Annotated in this window: 13 protein-coding genes and 3 pseudogenes; 7 read left to right on the top strand and 9 right to left on the bottom strand. The window is 42.4% G+C overall.

The window, feature by feature from the left end; translation table 11 throughout:
• Both IPJ86_06785 and IPJ86_06790 read left to right on the top strand, forming a co-directional pair.
• A complete protein-coding gene (locus tag IPJ86_06785; GenBank protein ID MBK7887003.1) occupies positions 1-741 on the top strand; it encodes a 2-phosphosulfolactate phosphatase in 741 nt (246 codons plus the stop codon).
• Between the two features lie 67 nt (positions 742-808).
• A complete protein-coding gene (locus IPJ86_06790) occupies positions 809-1,762 on the top strand; it encodes a S1/P1 Nuclease (protein MBK7887004.1) in 954 nt (317 codons plus the stop codon).
• Positions 1,763-1,774: 12 nt separating this feature from the next.
• On the opposite strand, the gene IPJ86_06795 is transcribed toward IPJ86_06790, so the two are convergent.
• Entirely contained in the window at positions 1,775-2,584 is an 810-nt protein-coding gene (locus tag IPJ86_06795; protein ID MBK7887005.1) for a 4-(cytidine 5'-diphospho)-2-C-methyl-D-erythritol kinase, read from the bottom strand.
• A gap of 83 nt (positions 2,585-2,667) precedes the next feature.
• On the opposite strand from IPJ86_06795, the gene IPJ86_06800 reads away from it, so the two are divergent.
• From IPJ86_06800 to IPJ86_06815, 4 genes and pseudogenes are all read left to right on the top strand, one after another.
• Positions 2,668-3,627 (top strand): acetyl-CoA carboxylase carboxyltransferase subunit alpha, encoded by a 960-nt coding sequence (locus IPJ86_06800; GenBank protein MBK7887006.1) that lies wholly within the window; start codon positions 2,668-2,670, stop codon positions 3,625-3,627.
• 144 nt (positions 3,628-3,771) lie between these two features.
• Positions 3,772-5,295 carry a replicative DNA helicase gene (gene dnaB, locus IPJ86_06805; protein MBK7887007.1) on the top strand — a complete coding sequence of 508 codons (1,524 nt, stop codon included), beginning with the start codon at positions 3,772-3,774 and terminating at the stop codon, positions 5,293-5,295.
• A 200-nt stretch (positions 5,296-5,495) separates the two neighbouring features.
• Positions 5,496-6,629: pseudogene (locus IPJ86_06810) on the top strand (asparagine synthetase B).
• 66 nt (positions 6,630-6,695) lie between these two features.
• Positions 6,696-7,316, top strand: a complete 621-nt coding sequence (locus tag IPJ86_06815; GenBank protein MBK7887008.1) for a hypothetical protein — start codon at positions 6,696-6,698, stop codon at positions 7,314-7,316.
• A gap of 71 nt (positions 7,317-7,387) precedes the next feature.
• Here IPJ86_06815 and IPJ86_06820 read toward each other — a convergent pair whose 3' ends face one another.
• The 8 genes and pseudogenes from IPJ86_06820 to IPJ86_06855 all read right to left on the bottom strand — a co-directional run bounded on the left by IPJ86_06820 (position 7,388) and on the right by IPJ86_06855 (position 17,504).
• Complete coding sequence (locus tag IPJ86_06820; protein ID MBK7887009.1) at positions 7,388-8,146, bottom strand: UDP-2,3-diacylglucosamine diphosphatase; 759 nt, start codon at positions 8,144-8,146, stop codon at positions 7,388-7,390.
• Between the two features lie 38 nt (positions 8,147-8,184).
• Complete coding sequence (locus IPJ86_06825; GenBank protein ID MBK7887010.1) at positions 8,185-11,220, bottom strand: M1 family metallopeptidase; 3,036 nt, start codon at positions 11,218-11,220, stop codon at positions 8,185-8,187.
• 165 nt (positions 11,221-11,385) lie between these two features.
• Entirely contained in the window at positions 11,386-12,510 is a 1,125-nt protein-coding gene (gene carA, locus IPJ86_06830; protein MBK7887011.1) for a glutamine-hydrolyzing carbamoyl-phosphate synthase small subunit, read from the bottom strand.
• Between the two features lie 185 nt (positions 12,511-12,695).
• Positions 12,696-13,339, bottom strand: a pseudogene (locus IPJ86_06835) (ribonuclease H family protein).
• Positions 13,340-13,490: 151 nt separating this feature from the next.
• The gene (locus IPJ86_06840; protein ID MBK7887012.1) at positions 13,491-14,333 is read right to left on the bottom strand and encodes a GMP synthase; all 843 of its coding nucleotides are present in this window, start codon (positions 14,331-14,333) and stop codon (positions 13,491-13,493) included.
• 38 nt (positions 14,334-14,371) lie between these two features.
• Positions 14,372-15,469, bottom strand: a complete 1,098-nt coding sequence (locus IPJ86_06845; protein ID MBK7887013.1) for a carboxylate-amine ligase — start codon at positions 15,467-15,469, stop codon at positions 14,372-14,374.
• A gap of 194 nt (positions 15,470-15,663) precedes the next feature.
• Positions 15,664-16,596, bottom strand: a pseudogene (locus IPJ86_06850) (hypothetical protein).
• 197 nt (positions 16,597-16,793) lie between these two features.
• A complete protein-coding gene (locus IPJ86_06855; protein ID MBK7887014.1) occupies positions 16,794-17,504 on the bottom strand; it encodes an esterase family protein in 711 nt (236 codons plus the stop codon).
• A gap of 314 nt (positions 17,505-17,818) precedes the next feature.
• Here IPJ86_06855 and IPJ86_06860 point away from each other — a divergent pair, with 314 nt between their 5' ends.
• On the top strand, positions 17,819-18,823 hold the full coding sequence (locus tag IPJ86_06860) for a hypothetical protein (protein MBK7887015.1): 1,005 nt from the start codon (positions 17,819-17,821) through the stop codon (positions 18,821-18,823).
• The last annotated feature ends 1 nt before the right edge of the window (position 18,824 follow it).

Genomic DNA, 18,824 nt, shown 5'->3' on the forward strand with positions numbered 1-18,824 from the left:
TTGAGTTCCACGGTAAATAAATCCAGCCGAACCTTAGAAGTCTGCTTCTCTCCGGCATTGATCCAATTGCATGATGTCACATCTTCAATCGTTGTTGTGATTGATGTGCTGCGGGCGACGTCTTCGATGTGCGTTGCTTTTGCAAATGGAGTGCGAAGTGTAGTGCCCGTGGCCACAGTGGAAGAAAGTGAGTCGTATCGGGCAAAGGGTTTTCTCGTTGGTGCAGAAAGGAACGGTGAAATGATAGATGGTTTTGATCTCGGGAATTCACCTTTTAGCTATATGGATCCCAGAGTAAAGGGCAAGGATATCGCGCTCTCTACCACCAATGGTACACAGGCGATCACTGCAGCAAAGGATGCCTATATGCTGGTAGCAGGTTCTTTTCTGAATCTGGATGTCCTCTGCGATTGGCTGCTGACGCAAGATAAAAATGTGCTGCTCTTATGTTCGGGCTGGAAGAACTCTTTCAATTTGGAAGATACGCTTTTTGCCGGTGCAGTTGCGGAGAAGCTGTTGCCGCACTTTGAATTGAACAGAATGAGAGATGCTGTTCTGGCTTCCGTACATCTTTACGGATTAGCAAAAAATGATTTGAATACTTTTCTCGAGCAGAGTTCCCATAGGAAAAGGCTCGAGAAACTACATATTAGTAAAGATATCGAGTATTGCCTTACATTGAATCAGGCTCCGGTCATTCCGGTGCTTGTTGATGGTGTATTGGTGAAGCTTACCGCTTGATTTTCATATCAGCGAAAACGTTATTTTAATTGAAACGATGATGAATAAAAAACAATTGGGCATTCTTATGCCGTTGATCTTCGCACCGGGTGCGGTGATCACCCTCCTGGCCTGGGGCTTCTGGGGCCATCAACAAATTAACAAAGCAGCTGTTTTTACCTTGCCACCGGAGATGTTCGGATTTTATAAGGAACATATCGGCTTTGTCACTGAACATGCAGTCGATCCCGATAAACGGCGCTATGCCGATCCGGAAGAAGCACCCCGGCATTTCATCGACCTCGATCGCTACGGTGATCATCCTTTCGATAGTCTACCTGTGAGGTGGGACGAGGCAGTAGCGAAGTACGGGGAGGATTCACTCAAGGCGCATGGCATCGTTCCATGGCATGTGATGGTGATGTTGGGCCGACTCACCCGGGCATTCAAGGATCACGACAGGGAACGTATTCTCCGCTATTCAGCTGATATCGGACACTATATCGGTGATGCACATGTGCCTTTACATTGTACCCGGAATTATAACGGACAACTCACCGGTCAACATGGAATTCATGGTTTCTGGGAATCACGACTGCCGGAATTATTCGGAGATAAGTATGATCGGATTACAGGTCGCGCCCTTTATCTGGAGCGTCCATCAGCCGTCATCTGGCAGGTCTTGAGAGAAAGTTATGCCGCTCATGATTCTGTATTACAAATCGAGAAAAATCTCAGTCAGCATTTCCCATCCGATAAGCGCTATAGCTACGAAGAACGGGGAAGCCAACTGGTCAAGGTGTATTCAAAATCCTATAGTGAAGCCTATCACAAAGCCCTGAATGGTATGGTAGAGCGACGATTTCATGCCGCTGTACATGTGGTGGGATGTTTCTGGTATACCGCCTGGGTAAATGCCGGAATGCCGGAGATGGATTATAAGGGAGATTTTATTTTAAGCAAGGAAACCATCGCAGAAATGGATAGTCTGAACCGTATTGTTGGTGGTGCGAATGCAGATGCACATGATCATAAAGATTAATTCAACCGGTTGCTATAAAACACCACTCCAGTGTGCATAGGAATTCCATCCGGTAAGGTCAGGTTGTGATCGGAATAGCCCGAATACCGCTGCTCCTGAGCCACTCATTGATGCATACACTGCGCCTCGTTCGTACATCATCTGTTTGATTTCTCCTATCACAGGATATCTTTCGATAACGGTTGCTTCAAAATCATTGATCAGTTGGTCTTTCCATCGCTCCGGAGGGAGGCGGATGATTTGACGAATTGAAGTTTCCGGGACTTTCGGAGTTATCCGGCTGTAGGCCTCTGCTGTTCCAACAGCAACAGGTGGCATAACGATCAGCATATGCCAATTCCGAAGGTTGATTTCAACGGGTTCCAGGATTTCACCTCTGCCACTGACGAGTTTCGGTGTGGATTCAATAAAAAATGGGCAATCGCTACCCAATTCCGCGGCCATTTTTTCCAGTTCTTTCATGGAGATCCCAAGCTCGCATACCTCATTGATCAGTTTTAAGGCATAGGCACCATTAGATGAACCTCCACCTAATCCGGCACCCATAGGGAGTATTTTGTGGAGATGGAAGTTTAGTCCTGGTAGGATATGTTCTTTTGAAAGTAAATTAAAGGCCTTGATTACTAAGTTGTTCGCTTGATCCCCGGGAATGGGTAGTCCGGTGGAATTAAATGTAAGGTTCTGATGATCAGTGATTACAACCTCCAGAGCATCCGTCCAGGGTACCGGAAAGAAAACAGATTCGATCGAATGATACCCATCTTTTCGTTTCTCAATGATACTCAGACCTAAATTGACCTTAACGGGAGGGAATACAAGCATACTGCAGATAAGTTTTCATTAAAATAATTTTACGAATCTAAGTTTTTTTATTTTCGGGTATCTTTGACCCCAATCCTTAAAACATGAGCGCAACATTATTGGATTTTGAAAAGCCCCTGGAAGAACTCCATGATCAGTTGGAGAAGGCCAGGCAAATTGCTGAAAAGGGAAAAGTAAATGTAGATGATGTTATAAAGGATTTAGAGAGCAAGATTGAAAAGACCCGGAAGGATTTATATTCGAATCTGAGTCCCTGGCAACGCGTGCAACTCTCCCGTCACCCTGACCGGCCTTATACCATGAATTATATTCAAGCCATTACCGGAGCTGATCTTGTAGAGTTGTTTGGCGATAGGCAAGTCAAGGACGATACAGCAATGATTGGTGGCTTTGGAAGTGTGCAGGGCAAGTCAGTCATGTTTGTTGGACAACAAAAGGGAAATAATACCAAGATGCGCCAGTACCGGAATTTTGGTATGCCGAATCCTGAAGGTTATCGAAAGGCGCTGCGTTTATTTAAGCTTGCCGAAAAATTCAATAAACCTATTGTGACCTTGATTGATACTCCGGGGGCTTATCCCGGTTTGGAAGCCGAAGAGAGAGGGCAGGGAGAAGCAATTGCAAGAAACCTTTATGAAATGTCTATCCTTAAGGTGCCTGTGATTTGTATCATCATAGGCGAAGGAGCATCCGGCGGAGCATTGGGTATAGGCATCGGCGACAAGGTGTTTATGCTGGAAAATACATGGTATTCGGTGATCTCACCTGAATCCTGTTCCAGTATTTTGTGGAGAAACTGGGATAACAAGGAAAAAGCTGCTGAAGCATTAAAACTGACAGCCATTGACATGAAAAAACAGCACCTTATTGATGGGATCATTCCTGAACCTGTTGGTGGTGCGCACTCTAACCCGAATGAAATGTTCGCGACCGTGAAAGGCGAGATTTTAAAGCACCTGACGATCTTATCAGAAATGAGTCCTGAAGAGCGCATTAAAAAACGTCTCGATAAATTCACCTCTATGGGAGTTTATAATGAATAATTCCATTACCGGATAATACTGCAAAGCCGGTGATTTATTGCCGGCTTTTCTGTCTGATAACTAATCTGCCTGAAACAGCGGGCAATAAGATGGCTGTTAATAAAAGAAAAAATAGAAACGTTTCTATTGAGTTAATTTTGAAAAATGAGTACTGAAAAATCCACGCGGAGAAAAGCAAATCCGCTTTCATTTGTTAATCCGGAATCAATGCCGGGAAAACTGCCGCCTCAGGCCACCGATCTCGAGGAAGCAGTATTAGGGGCATTGATGCTGGATAAAAATGCCGTGGCGGAGGTGATCGATATTCTAAAACCGGAAGCTTTTTATAAGGAATCCAATAATAGAATTTTTGCAGCCATTCAACAACTTTTTCATTCCACTCAGCCGGTGGATATACTAACGGTGACGCAGCAACTAAGAAAGAGCGGAGACCTTGAAATCGCAGGTGGAGCCTATTATATTACTCAACTCACAAACAGAGTGGCTTCTGCTGCCAATGTGGAGTTTCATGCGCGCATCGTACTACAAAAATTTATTCAACGCGAATTGATCCGCATTTCCAGTGAGACGATTCGTGATGCTTTTGAAGATACCACCGACGTACTGGATTTACTCGATAAGGCAGAGAAAAATTTATTTGGTATCGCCGAGAGTAATATCCGACGGAAATATGAATCCATGTCAGGTCTGGTGACAAAAGCTTTGAAAGAAGTGGAAACCGCCGCGAAACAGGATAGTGGTGTAACGGGTGTTGCCAGTGGGTTTACGGAACTGGATAGAGTAACAGCAGGATGGCAGAAAAGTGATCTGATTATTATCGCAGCTCGTCCGGGTATGGGTAAAACAGCTTTTGTACTGAGTCTCGCGAGGAATGCCGCCGTCCGTTTTCAAAAACCTGTCGCGTTTTTTAGTCTGGAAATGTCATCCATTCAATTGGTAAATCGTTTGGTGGCCAGCGAAACGGAAATTGATACAGAAAAACTGAAAAAGGGAACATTAGCAGCCCATGAATGGCAGCAACTGAACCTGAAGGTGGCTCCTCTTACAACTGCGCCGATTTATATTGATGATACGCCTGCGTTGAGTGTCTTTGAATTAAGAGCTAAATGTCGTCGTCTGGCCTCTGAAAAGAAAATTGAAATGATCATCATTGACTACCTTCAGTTGATGGTAGGAGGGCAGGATAATAAGAACGGAAATCGTGAACAGGAGATCAGCCATATCTCCCGATCGCTGAAAGGTATTGCCAAAGAACTGAATATTCCGATCATTGCACTTTCACAGTTAAGCCGGAATGTGGAAAAAAGCCAAACCAAGAAACCACAGTTGAGTGATCTTCGTGAATCCGGTGCGATAGAGCAGGATGCGGATATGGTAATGTTTATCTATCGTCCTGAATATTACGGTCTTACTGAGACGGAAGATAATACGCCTGCCAACAATTTAGCGGAAATTATTATCGCCAAAAACAGAAATGGCGCACTCAAATCCGTGAATCTGAAGTTTATCGGCCATCTTACCAAGTTCACCGACTACGAGACGTACGATTTTATGGATGAAAGTAATTCCGGACAAGGGCCATCTCCTGTTTTCCCGAATCCGGGTATTGATTCCAGCCGTATCACCCGGACTTCCAGAATGAACGATGAGGAAGATGCTCCGTATTAGTGGACGAATTCTGATAAAGTAGTTAAATTGAAAATCCCATCTTTCCAGGTGAAAAGGTGCTTTTTCCTCTGAATAAGTGTTGATAAATGTTGAAAATTTCAGGTTTTATCAGCAACATTTTAAGGCTGAATTCGTTTTACTATTATTGCACCGGAATGATTAGAAAAATATTTCTCAGTTTCTTACTTATCTGTTCATTGATGAGCACGTCTATGGCGGCTTATATTCTTGTGCCGATGGATGACAGTCAGAAAAATCATCTGAAAGCCTATGGAGTTGCTTATTGGATTCTCACCAATAATTTGGAAGTGGAATGGCTCCTCAATTACAGAGGCGGAAGTTTTCTGTTTAAACACTTACCCGCACTGGAAAAAGAATGCACTATTCGTGGAGTAAGTTATTCTGTCATTGCCGATGGACAAGCGGTAAACATTTTAGAAGAAATTTCCCGTCCCGAAGTCAATATGGATGTAGTGAAGTTGGAAAAGGCTCCAAAGATGGCTGTCTATTCACCAAAGGATAAATTACCCTGGGACGATGCAGTAACCTTAGTCTTAACCTATGCTGAAATTCCGTACGATATCATTTATGATGAAGAAGTAATCACCGGCAAACTTCCGCTGTATGACTGGCTGCATTTGCACCATGAGGATTTTACCGGACAATACGGTAAGTTTTATGCGATGTACCATACGGCAGCCTGGTATCAGGAGCAGGTAAGAACCGATGAAACCATGGCCAGGAAACTCGGTTTTGAAAAAGTTTCCCAGATGAAAGGTGCAGTAGCCCGACGGATTAAAGAATTCACAGCAGGTGGAGGTTTTATGTTCTCGATGTGTTCGGGAACGGACAGTTATGATATCTCATTAGCAGTAGAGGGAATTGATATTTGTGAAAAATGTATGATGGTGATGGTACCACTTCAAACTATAATTCGAAGCTGGATTTTTCCAAAACCGTTGCCTTCAGGGATTTCAAATTAAGTGTAAACCCGATGGAATACGAATTTTCTGATATCGATATGACAACCCAGCGAAAAATTCCGAAAAATGAAAGGATTCATGGGCCAAACCACTTCATTCAAGAAGGATCTGATCAAACCTGAAGTCCTGGTGATGGGAGAGAATAAGGCCGCAAATGAGGCGCGCTATATTCATGGAGAGACGGGAAAAGGAACCTGGACATTTTACGGTGGACATGACCCTGAAGATTATCAACATATGGTAGGTGATCCGCCAACTGACTTAAATCTGCATCCCAATTCACCGGGATATCGTTTAATATTAAACAATGTATTGTTCCCCGCGGCGAAAAAGAAGAAGCAGAAAACGTAAAAATTTCTGTAATTGGAAAGGTGCAAATGATGAAAATACTATCTTTATTCTTTAAAATTTAACATAATGCTGGAATTATTATTCTTTCTCGTATTTCTCGTGGGCTTGCTGATGAAGATGCTGCATCTTCCCTGGCATACTATTGTAATGGCTATCGGTCTGTCAGCAATGATGATTTTTTATGTGATGAAGTTAATTAATGGTAAACCCGGTAGAATTCGCAATGCAGGGTGGTTAGGTCTCGCTACGGTAAGTTGGTTGATATTTTTCCTTTCAGAAGTGAAGTTCATGGGAGGTACCCTGATCCTGATGGGACTTGCGCTCTTCGTTTCCATTCTTTCCTTGCTGATGACATTACGCGAACCTGGAGCACTTTCCCCCGGTAGAATTTTCGTATTACTCGCCGCTCTCTTCTTGTCCGCTTCAACTTCATGGATGGAATTGCATACCCGCTATTATGTTTTTAATATTCATTTTAGTCCTTCGGTATGGTCTGATTACCTGACGCTGGATAAGTACAGCTGGTTTTTATACAAAGACAAGAAATACGACGAAGCCCTTGTGATCAATGGCAAGGCCTGGGACGCTGCTAAAGCGGTCGGAGCAATCGAGTACATTCCCACTGTAGAAGAGCATCAGGAAGCGATTAAAAAGCGAACGTGGGGAAGTTACGAATTGGAACCGTAATTTCATTCCGGAAGAGAAATACTGTTCATTTGATTTTTTCTTTTTCAATATAAAAAATCTAAACCCTGATTTCAATTTTCAAATTTTCTCAGATGGACATCTGTCCCGTCAAATTCTGCATACATAAAGTGATTGATCCACTCACCCAGATTGATATACCGACTCTTATCATTGAGTTTAATATCAAGAGGTAAATGCCGGTGACCAAAGATGAAATAATCAAAATGTTCTTTTTTCAAAACTTCTTTAGAGTAGATGATAAGCCATTCTTTGTCTTCTCCTAAAAAAATATCATCTTCCGTGCCGGTGGCGATTCTGCTCTTTTGCGAAAAATAACGCATCAGACTAATCCCCGCGTTGGGATGAAGTCGTGCAAAGAGCCATTGGGATACCGGATTCGCAAATACTTTTTTGATGAACTTATATCCATGATCTCCGGGACCAAGTCCATCGCCATGCCCGAGATAAAATTTTTTCAGGTTGTACTCTTTCTGTATGGGTTCCCGGTGCAGATGTAATCCAATTTCTTGTGGCAGATAATCAAAAGCCCACATATCATGGTTGCCCGTGAAGTAATGCATCTCTATTCCCCTATCTGCTAACTCAGCCAGTTTCCCCAGTAATCGCACATAACCTTTCGGCACGGCATGCTTATATTCAAACCAGTAATCGAAAACATCTCCCATCAGGTAAAGGATGGCCGCATCTGCTTTGATTTGCTCTAACCATCTTACGATTTTCTTTTCACGTTCCAGACTGCGTTGTTGGTCCGGCACGCCAAGATGAAAGTCGCTGATGAAGTAAATTTTTTTGCCTTGCGGAAGTTGCATGAAGGAGTGTTAAAGGATGTGTAAAGATAAATATTCCGTTATCGTAGCAACTGATTTCTAATATTCAACGGATTGAGTCGTGCGATATTGAATACAAATCGTATTTGTTCTTTGTATTTTATTTTATTCGCATCCTGGTATTTTTTAATTTCTTCAGAGAGGAGCAACGGGAAATACACATCGATCACATTTTTGGCGAGACTAAAACAAATACCGGCATTGTAGCTGAAGGAAGCATTGAGGTCATACACCTTTTTCAAATCTGATTTCAGATTCTCTGTGGTACCAATATCTGCATAAAACCGGATAGGAAGTGGCATAGGCAATTCAGCTTGAAGATTCACGGCGAAGATCCAGCTTCTATACGCTCCGAATGGAGTATATACTTTAAAGGCACCCTGCCGCAGCGCCATTTGCTGGAAAAGAAACCCTTCTGTTTCTGTTCTGCCAAAATACCATTCGTCGTAAGCATAATCATTAGAACCGCGTACTCCATTTCTATCACTCAGGAAAAAACCATTTGCTCCATTCACTTTATCATCAAAAGTATATCCTCCGAATACACGAATATCCGCACCTCTTCCTTTTACTTTATAACTGATCCGGTAATTCAGTTCCATTTCCGCTTTAAAAACATTTTTATTTGCCTCAGTTTGCAAAACGAAGTTCCAGGGATCAACAGCTCGTCGGTCTTTGTATGAATAATTTAAGCGGTAGAAATCAGAGTAGAGCGTTGACTTTTTAGCAAAGACCGGACTCGCCTCTAAATTGTATTTTACAGTCTCTTCCCAAAGATGCACGGCTTCTGCTTTTATCGCCTGCTGAATAGACGAACGTGGATGTGGTTTTCGGAATTGAAAAGTCAGTGAGGGCGAAAAACGTTGATACGCGAATAGATCCGTCTCCAGATTTCCTGAAGCTGCCCTGTAAGTATCTTCTGAATAAGAGAATTTACGGTAATTGCTACTCATTCGTATTTCTTGAAATGGAGAACCCTCCGGATAAATACTGTATTTGACAAGACCGTTTCCATTAATGGTTTTATCTCCAAATCCGTATAAAGGAGCCAGATAGTATTCGAAGTTTCTGAAGGGTATAACTGAATTATAAATAACCGTCCCGAGCAGGAACTCGTTGTAATTGTTCCATCCGGCAATGGGTGTTATGAAAAGTGATGAGCGATCTGTACGATGTACTTTGGGGAGAAGATGAAAAGCCGGGAGTATTCTTTTCCGGTAACTATTGTTTTTATGATTCACATCCAGACTTGCACCTGACGCATCAATTTTAAGTTGATCACAATCGTTGCATGGAATGAAGAGTTCTTTGTTGAGTGCTGATGGGTCATACCACGTTTCCGTTATCGGTTTATCATCTTTAAAAGTAGAGAGAGAGAAGGGAGCGGATAAGCCGGATTTGTCCGTCACGCTAATCTTGAATCCCTCCTTGCTTTTTTCATGTTTGGTCAATTTGAAATCCTGCTGTTTGGTGGTAAAAAGGATTTCGTTAAAAAACCAATCGAGATTTTTCCCACTGACACTCGTAAAAACACTTTTGATATCTTCCGGCTGAGGGTGTTTGAATTTCCATTGCTCATAATAGGTTTGCATACAACGGTCGAATAAACTATCGCCAAGGTATTTGCTGAGATAGTGGAATGCAACAGCCGTTTTTTTGTAAACAATAGTCGCGTAATTCAAATCAGTGTAAACAGGTGCCGGTCTGGAAATGGGTTGATCCGTATGACTGCTGGCAGAAAGCAAGTACTCGAAGAATGAAAATGCATTGTAATTTAGTTTATCCAGTCCCGTAAGTTGACCGAGAAAGTTGAGACTGCTCAATTCGTTGACATTGCCAAAAAGATCATGCGGATATTTTTCCATGATGGACCGGCTTTCATAATACGAGTTGATGCCTTCATCCATCCAGGGATAAATCCGTTCATTGGATCCTAAAATTCCATAAAACCAATTATGTCCTACTTCGTGTATGATAACCGTTTCCAGTATTTCTTTTACTCCGGATTTACCGACAATCGTAATATTCGGGTATTCCATTCCCGCCCCTGCTGCTATAGTACCATCTACAACAGTACATTGATTGTAGGGATAGTCTCCTAGCCATTTCGAATACTGGTAAATCGCGAAATTGATATAGTCGGTGGCTTTGGTCCAGATCTCCGGTTCGGAATTGGTATATAAAGCCCATGTATTGACCGTGCGATCACTGTTAGGTAGTTTTACTTCACTCTTCTGCACATGAAATCGCTTATCGGCAAACCAGGCAAAATCATGAACATTTTTTTGTTTGAATTGAATGGTTTTGAATTGCGGATCAGAAGGAGGAAATCTTTTATCTGTTGATGAAATAACCTGCTCCTTCGATTTATTGTTCATCCATTCAATTTCGGAAGGCGTTTGTAAATCGCCCGTGGCTCCAACAACATAATTTTTCGGCAAGGTGATGTTCACCTCAAAACTTCCATACTCTGAATAAAATTCTCCGAGCGTAAGGTAGGGCATCGCATGCCATCCCTGATTATCATATACCGCCGGCTTGGGATACCATTGTGTAATGGCATAGGCTTGTCCAAGATGACCCAATCTGGAAAACGAAGCGGAGGGGAGTTTTACATAGAAGGGTGTGCGGATGATGACTTTATTCCCGGGGAGCAAGGGTTTCTTTAGTTGCAGCAGGCAGATATCCTCATGCACCTGGTCCGGTTTCCAGCTTATTATTTCATCATCGGCAGTGAATTGCAACGAATCGATAAACCCTCTTTCCTTTTCATCAGCAAAGTAAAGGGTAGCATCTCCACTTTCCAGTAGTTGTTTGCACAATGCAGAATTTCTATTCTTGTAGGCGTTGGGCCAAAGATGAAAAAACAGTTCGTTAAGGGTATCGGAGGAACGGTTGATGTATTCAATTTCAATGTCGGCATGCAGACTCTGTTTCTTATCATTGAGCCGCACATTGATTTTGTAATTTACTTCCTGTTGAAAATAGGAGGGAGATGGGTCGCCGGAAGCTGTCAGACAGAATAAGAATAAACAGGGAAGGATCCACAATTTCATATGGTCAAATGTAGTAAAGAATCGAATGAGAGGATAACCGGTGAACTTCTGTGAGGGAAGAATCAATATCACTGACAGTAATCACTTTATTGTAACAAATGAAATGCGCGCATCATTTGCTTTACGGGGATGATAGTATATGGTACAGTTGACCCGGTAGTCCAATCAGATACTGACTGCTTTAACACTAACGTTTTTTTTTATCATGCTGACAAATTCATCAAAAAGATAGGCCGAATCGTGTGGACCCGGTGCAGCCTCCGGATGATACTGTACAGAAAAGGCCGGTTTCGATTTCACGCGAATGCCCTCTATGGTATGATCGTTCAGATTGACATGTGTAATCTCGAGATCTTCCGCATTTTCGATATCTTCCTGCAGCACCGCAAAACCGTGATTTTGTGAAGTGATTTCACTGCTACCCTTCACTAAATTTTTCACCGGATGATTGATACCTCTATGACCATGGTGCATTTTATAGGTTCTCATCCCACAGGCTTCAGCGAGTAACTGATGTCCCAAACAAATACCAAACAAAGGCACTGATGCCTCCAAAATCTGTTTTACAGTGTTTACGATTTCCGGCATCGCTGACGGATCTCCGGGACCGTTAGACAGCATATATCCGTCCGGCTGCCATTGCTGCATTTCACTAAAACTCGCATTGTACGGGAAGATGCGAACATGACACCCTCGGTCGGCCAGACAACGTGCAATATTAAACTTGAAACCTCCATCCAGCAACGCTACTTTTAGTTCTCCTGATGCATTAAAATCCCAGGCTTTATCGGAAGAAACGGCAGAAGACAATTCCAGACCCTCCATCGAAGGAACTTTAGCAAGTTCTTTCTTCAGAAATTCGATGTCCTGATTGTCGGTACTGATGATGGCATTCATGGCACCTTTACTGCGAATATGACGAACGATGGCTCGCGTATCCACATCAGTAATGGTAACGAGTTTATTTTCCTTTAAAAAGTCCTGTATCGGCATATCACTCTCTTTTCGGGAAGCGATGGGACTCAGATTTCTGCAAATCATGCCTGAAATGCGGATTTTTGCGGATTCAGATTCTTCTAATCGAATTCCATAATTCCCGATATGCACACTCGCCATGACCATTAACTGTCCGGTATAGGAGGGGTCGGTGAAAATCTCCTGATACCCTGTCATCCCGGTATTAAAACAAAGCTCTCCTGTAGCCATCCCCGGATAACCGGCAGATTTTCCATGGAAAACAGTTCCATCTTCAAGTAAGAGCAGGGCAGGGGCTTTGGGAGTATATTTCATATGGGGAGAAGAGGATGAATTCTAAAAGGCAAATTTATAGAAAAATCTGCTTCGTGTCATATTTTTAAATTACTGTAAAATAGGGTTTGATTTTGTATACGGGCACTTTTCAATTTCCGACAAAAGTGTGATGTTTATTAAAGATAATTTTGTAGAAAATAGAAGCGTTGTGATTGCAGGCTCATTCACTTCCTTCCAAAATCCGCAGGGATCTCTCCCCAGACTTCCGTTTCCCATTTTAATATCGGATTATGGTAGGAGTTGTTTAGAAGCCATTGCTCGGCGCGGTGGATGAGATCGAAGAGTTTACCGTTGCGTCGGTTCTGCTCGAGTTTAGTTCCGCATTTTTTCTTCTTTATCCAGCCTATGGCGATTTTAGAATCGGAGTAAATAATTTTAGTGGGCAATTGTTGTTGTTTTAAAAACGCCAGGGCATGTACGATCGCTAAAAACTCACCAACATTATTGGTTCCATGATCCAGCGGACCCATATGAAAGATTTCCTCTTTGGATTGATAATCTACCCCACGGTATTCCATCAATCCCGGATTGCCACTACAGGCAGCATCTACACAAACTGCATCGGGTCGCGGTTGACCAACACCGGCTTTTCGCGTAGAGACACTCGCAGCACCCGGCTCTTTATCCTTTTTGTAAATATGTTTGGAAGGATGATCTGCATATGCAGTTTCAGCTTCTTTCTTCGACAGGTAGGATTTATATTTTGCATTGGGATAACCCTCGATGTTTCTACGGCATTCATCCAGGTTGAATAAACTCCGGGCCTTCTTCCCTCCCAAACAACATAGAATTTTGATTTCCCTGCCATGGGATAAAAGTAGTCGAAAGGATGTCGTGGAAATGCAGATCAGGAATTTTTATTTTAAAAAAAATCGATTTCAGAATGAAATGAAACGAATACTTTTAATTTGAATACTATTTAAATATTGAATCAAAAAAACCTTCAAAAAAAACCAAGTTCAGATTTTAATTGTGATTTCGTGTACTATACCATTGAAAGCCTGATTCAGGAAAGAGGGAATTAAACTTGCCTGTGTCAAGTTGATTTTATCGGGATCATTCAGTTGAAGTAACATTTCATCGTACTTCTCCTGACCATGATGTTTAATAACAATTTCCTTTTTGTCACTGCGGAGTAAATAATGCAACATACCCAATGGATCTGCTTCCGGATGAAACTGCATGCCCATCATTTCGGGAGTAAAGCGGATACCCATCACAGCCCTTTCATAGGGAACATGTGGTCTCTCCTTTTCGATAGCCAATACTTGGGCTCCAAATTTTTCCATGGCTTTCATGTCCGGTTGTACTACTTGCCAGTCGCGGCTGTCCACTGCATAAAAGGGATCAGGCAATTCATTGAAACAGGTTTCGTGTAGACCTGAATCCATCTTATGCATCGGGAAAATACCAAAGGCTGTGGAATGCCGTTTGGTGATATCAGCAAGTTCCAGATGGCGACACATCAACTGAAAAGAGTGACAGATAAAAAAAACAAATTTTGGGGAGCCATCACCTCTTTTGTTGTGCGCGAGGAGAGCATCTATTAGTCCGAAGTATTCTTTCTCCCAATGTGCGCCCGGTTCTTCTAAGGGACTTCCGGGACCTCCGCTGCTGATGTAGATATCAAAAGAGGTATCCGGAATTTCTTCTTTAAAGCGTACATCAAAACGTTCCCAATGGATAGTGTATGGAGCAGGATAGTGATGGCGGTTCAGGATAGACTGAATCCCTCTCATCCCCTCATTGGGCTCGTTGTTATACAGGTCTAGTATGGCTACACGTATCGTATGGTTTTCCATGCACTTCTGAAGAGTATTATAGAATTCCATTTATACGTTTATAAGCCGAAGTTGGTTTCACTCACCATATAATCGACAACATCTTTCAGATCACCTGTTTTCTCATAGATGGCTAATTGTCTGTCAGCACCTGTTCCCTGTTCGAGCATTTTTTCGATATAGCGCAATTCATGGCGGCTACCCAAATCATCTACCACATCATCGACAAAGTCTAATAACTCGTAAATGAGATCTTTTGTAGATACCTCTGCTTCTTTTCCAAAATCGATCAGCTTTCCATGAATGCCATATCGTGCGGCCCTCCATTTGTTTTCGTTGATGAGCGCTCTTCCATAATTTCTGAAGCTGAGATTGAGTTGCATCAATTTATAAATTTTCGCTACTACCGCCTGCATCAACGCTGCTAATGCAATGGTCTCATCAATACGCATGGGCACATCGCAAATTCTGAATTCAATGGTTTCGAAGAAGGGGTGCAGACGTAAATCCCACCAGATCTTCTTACCATTATCTATACAATTTGTTTTGATGAGCAGATTGACATAGCTATCGTACTCCGCTACGCTCGAGAAATAATCAGGAATACCGGTGCGCGGAAATTTATCGAAGACTTTAGTACGGTAGGCTTTGAAGCCGGTGTTCCTTCCCAGCCAGAAGGGAGAGTTGGCAGACAAAGCAAAAATATGCGGCAGGAAATAACGCGCCTGATTCATCAGTTGAATCCCTATTTCACGACTGGGAATACCCACATGCACATGCAATCCGAAAATCAGGTTGCCTCTTGCTGTATCCTGAAGTTGATCCACAATCTCATGGTAACGCGGATGGTCAGTAATCAACTGATCCTGCCAGCGACTGAAAGGATGCGTACCACCGGCCGCAAAGAGCAATCCCTGCTTCGCTGCTATCTCACCAATCATTCTGCGCAGGTACGTCACTTCTGTCCGGGCCTGATCGACATCTCTGCAGATATTGGTGCCGACTTCTACCACACTTTGATGCATCTCCGCCTTCACCTGCTCTTTGAGTGTGGTTTTCCCACCTTCAATGATCTGGTGCATATGGCTGCGTAACTCGCGCGTTTCAGGATCTATGATTTGGAATTCTTCTTCAATACCTAAAGTGAACATGGTCATAATGAAATACTGGATGTGTTGTAGAAATTAAACCGCTTTTATTTCGGTTATAACTTCAATGGTTTTTCTGATTTAAGTATAAATGGAAAAGGGTGCAGTTTTATTCTACACCCTTTTCATTCGAATTATGCGTTTTGTATTTCCTTTGTATGTCCGAATTTTGGAACAGGATTTCCCGTGGCCATACCAAGTGTAGCATTTTTCATGTAGGTTCCCCAGGTCAGATTATCTGCATTGTCACGATGTGCCTTTGCCCGACGAATACACATGTTCGCTGCGGATTCAATTACCCAGTCGAAATTTTCTTGTCCTACGCTGTTGATATCAGCATCAGGAGCAGGGTTGCAGAAATCAATCGCATAAGGAATGCCATCTCTCACAGCGAATTCCACGGTGTTGAAATCATAACCCAATGCTTCATTGAGGCGATAGGTATAATCAGTAAGGGTATCTAACAATTTTTTATCGGCATTGAACTTATTGTGGACATATCGGAGATGATGCGGATTGCGTGGCTCATACTCCATGATCCGGATGTCTTTTTGTCCGATGCTGTAAATTCTATAGTAGGAATCAAATTTAATTTCTTCCTGCAATAACATCACCAACTGTCCGGTTGTTTGATGCGACTGGAAGAAACCATCCTGCGTGTCTAACTGAAATACATTTTTCCAGCCACCGCCTGAATGAGGCTTCATATAAACAGGTAAGCCTGTGTATTCAAACATCCCCTGCCAGTCGAGTGGCATGGCAAGATTTCTAAACGAGGCTTCGCTGGTATCAGTCGGCCATTGGTTAGAGGGCAATAAGCAAGTTTTTGGTACAGGAATACCAAGGCGAGTGGCCAGACAATTGTTAAAAAACTTCTCATCCGCGCTCCACCAAAACGGATTGTTCAGTACGGCAGTGCCATTCAAAGCGGCGTTCTTCAGATAAGCTCTGAAAAAAGGAACATCCTGTGAAATACGATCCAGAATCACGTGGTAGTCAACCGCTTCTCCTTGAATGCATTTGTCGATTTTTACAAGCTCCGCTACTATACCGGGTTCTTTTTTTGAATTAATCCTTTCAATAAGGGCATCGGGAAAGCTACGTTCCATGCCATGCATGATTCCTATACGTTTCATATGATAAATAATTTGAGATTTTTCCGCTTCGAAGGTACTAAATACAGGCAAATTTTAAAAGATGCGCTACTGATGTATTTCACAACCGAAGTTGATTTTCGTAAGGTGATGGATTGAAATCAACTCTCTGATATGAAACACTCTGCGGCGATTTCTTATAACGATTGATTTCGCTAAACAGTGAAAGACCAGCTATTTCAGAAGTCCATTCTCCCGAAATAGGTCGGCAGCATATCTCGCCAGGCCGGCCAGTCGTGGGGCATTCCCGGGCGGACATCTAACCAGTAGGGAATACCTTTTCTGGACATGATTTCAGCCAGGCGTTTATTCTGCGGGAGACAAAAATCATGTTCTCCAACACCCAGCACAATGCCCATCTTCCATAAGTTTTCATCCTGTAATCCTCCTAAAAAATCTACGGGATTATTGTAGTATACATTTTCATCATAATAACCATCCATATGATTGGTGATATCAAAGGCGCCACCCATGCTAAATACATTGGCCACTCTATCCGGATGTCTGAACGCGAAATTGATCGCCTGATAGCCTCCAAAACTACAGCCGGCCACCGTCACTTTATGCTGACCGCTCTCGTTGCTGGCTCTTCCCACCACCTCATCCAAAATAAACTGATCATATACGGTATGGCGACGTATCCGCTCACCCGGATGAATCATCTCCTCGTAAAAGGAATGTTCATCAACACTGTCAGGACAGTATATCTTTACCAGTCCGTTATCCACAAACCATTGCACACTGTCAATAAGTTTAAAGTCTTTATTCTGGTGGTAAGTCCCCATCGAGGTAGGGAAGATAATCACCGGCTTTCCTCCCGTACCAAAAATCAACATCTCTGTTTCATGTCCAAGGGTAGGGGAAAACCATTTTACGTGTTCTTCTTTCATCAGGTTTTTTATTGAAGGTCAAAGTTAAAAAATGTTGGGAATTTATTTAATAACATGAAGTTTAATTTAAATTCATAGTGGTAATTCTACTTTGAAGATGTAATGCTGTTCAACTGCAAATTTTAATATATTTATGTGGTGGACTTGTAAAATTGTCCCCAAAGCCAGATTAATTTTAATTACTAGTAAAATTTACTATATATTTGGATGTAAGTAGGAAAGAGTTGGAGGGATTTTAGTTCAAAAGTGTTTGTTTTAATGGTGTAATAATTGTGCAAATGGGTTTTTTTATCAAGGTTTTATTAAAACGAGCTGTGCTCTTTGTACTCCTGTTTTTCTCTACTTTATTAATTGCTCAGCCCGGATATTTAATCAGTGCCGGCGGAATGGCGAATGATGAAGCATATGATATTGCATCAACATCCAACGGAGAAGTATTTACCTGCGGATATTTTAATAATACAGCCACCTTTGGGACTATTTCCAGATCGAGTACAGGTTCTGCTGATCTGTTTATCGCCCATCAGGATGCATCGGGAAATTATGATTGGGTATTCACAGCCGGTGGACCTTTTTTTGACAGGGCGTATTCGATAAGTCTGGATCAAACCGGGAACGCTTATGTTACAGGAGTATTTAGCGGGACTGCTGTATTTGGAAACCAAAGTTTAATAACTGCAGATACCACGCAAGATGTTTTTGTATTAAAGCTGGATCCATTGGGAAATCTGATATGGGTACAGCAGTTTGGAGGTCCGGGTAATGATCTGGCCTTTACATTGGATACAGATAATTCCGGTAATGTGATTGTGGGAGGTCAGTTTCGGGGGACTTCTTCCTTTGGCGCAATGAGTTACACGAGTGTGAGTAATTCCATCACCGGAGAGCAGGGGTATGATCTCTTCCTGGTACGACTGAATTCAACAGGGAATGTTATTTGGTCAAAACATGGTTTTTCAGGTTATGATGACCGGGTGACCAGTGTGAGTTTTGGGCAAAATTCAGAAGTATTTGCGGGTGGTCAGTTTTCTGATACGTTGACATTAGATGCGGTCCATTCTTTTGCAGGCTTTAACTTTTCCTTCCTGGCAAAATTCAGTTCTTCAGGAAGTGAAATGTGGTTCAAACCCATGATTGCTCTGCAGGTTACTCAAAGAGAAATTGATTTCAGGAATGGAACTGTGCTGGTCTCCGGTGAATATCAAGGTCAGTTTTATTATAATGGTGCCACAATGAGTGGAATGACTTCCACTTATCCCAATAAATGTTTTCTTTTACTTCTTGATAATTTTGGAACCCCATATCTTCCAGAGACATAGG

It is taken from the genome of Bacteroidota bacterium, from assembly GCA_016713925.1.
In the GTDB taxonomy this organism is placed as follows: Bacteria; Bacteroidota; Bacteroidia; order AKYH767-A; family OLB10; genus JAJTFW01.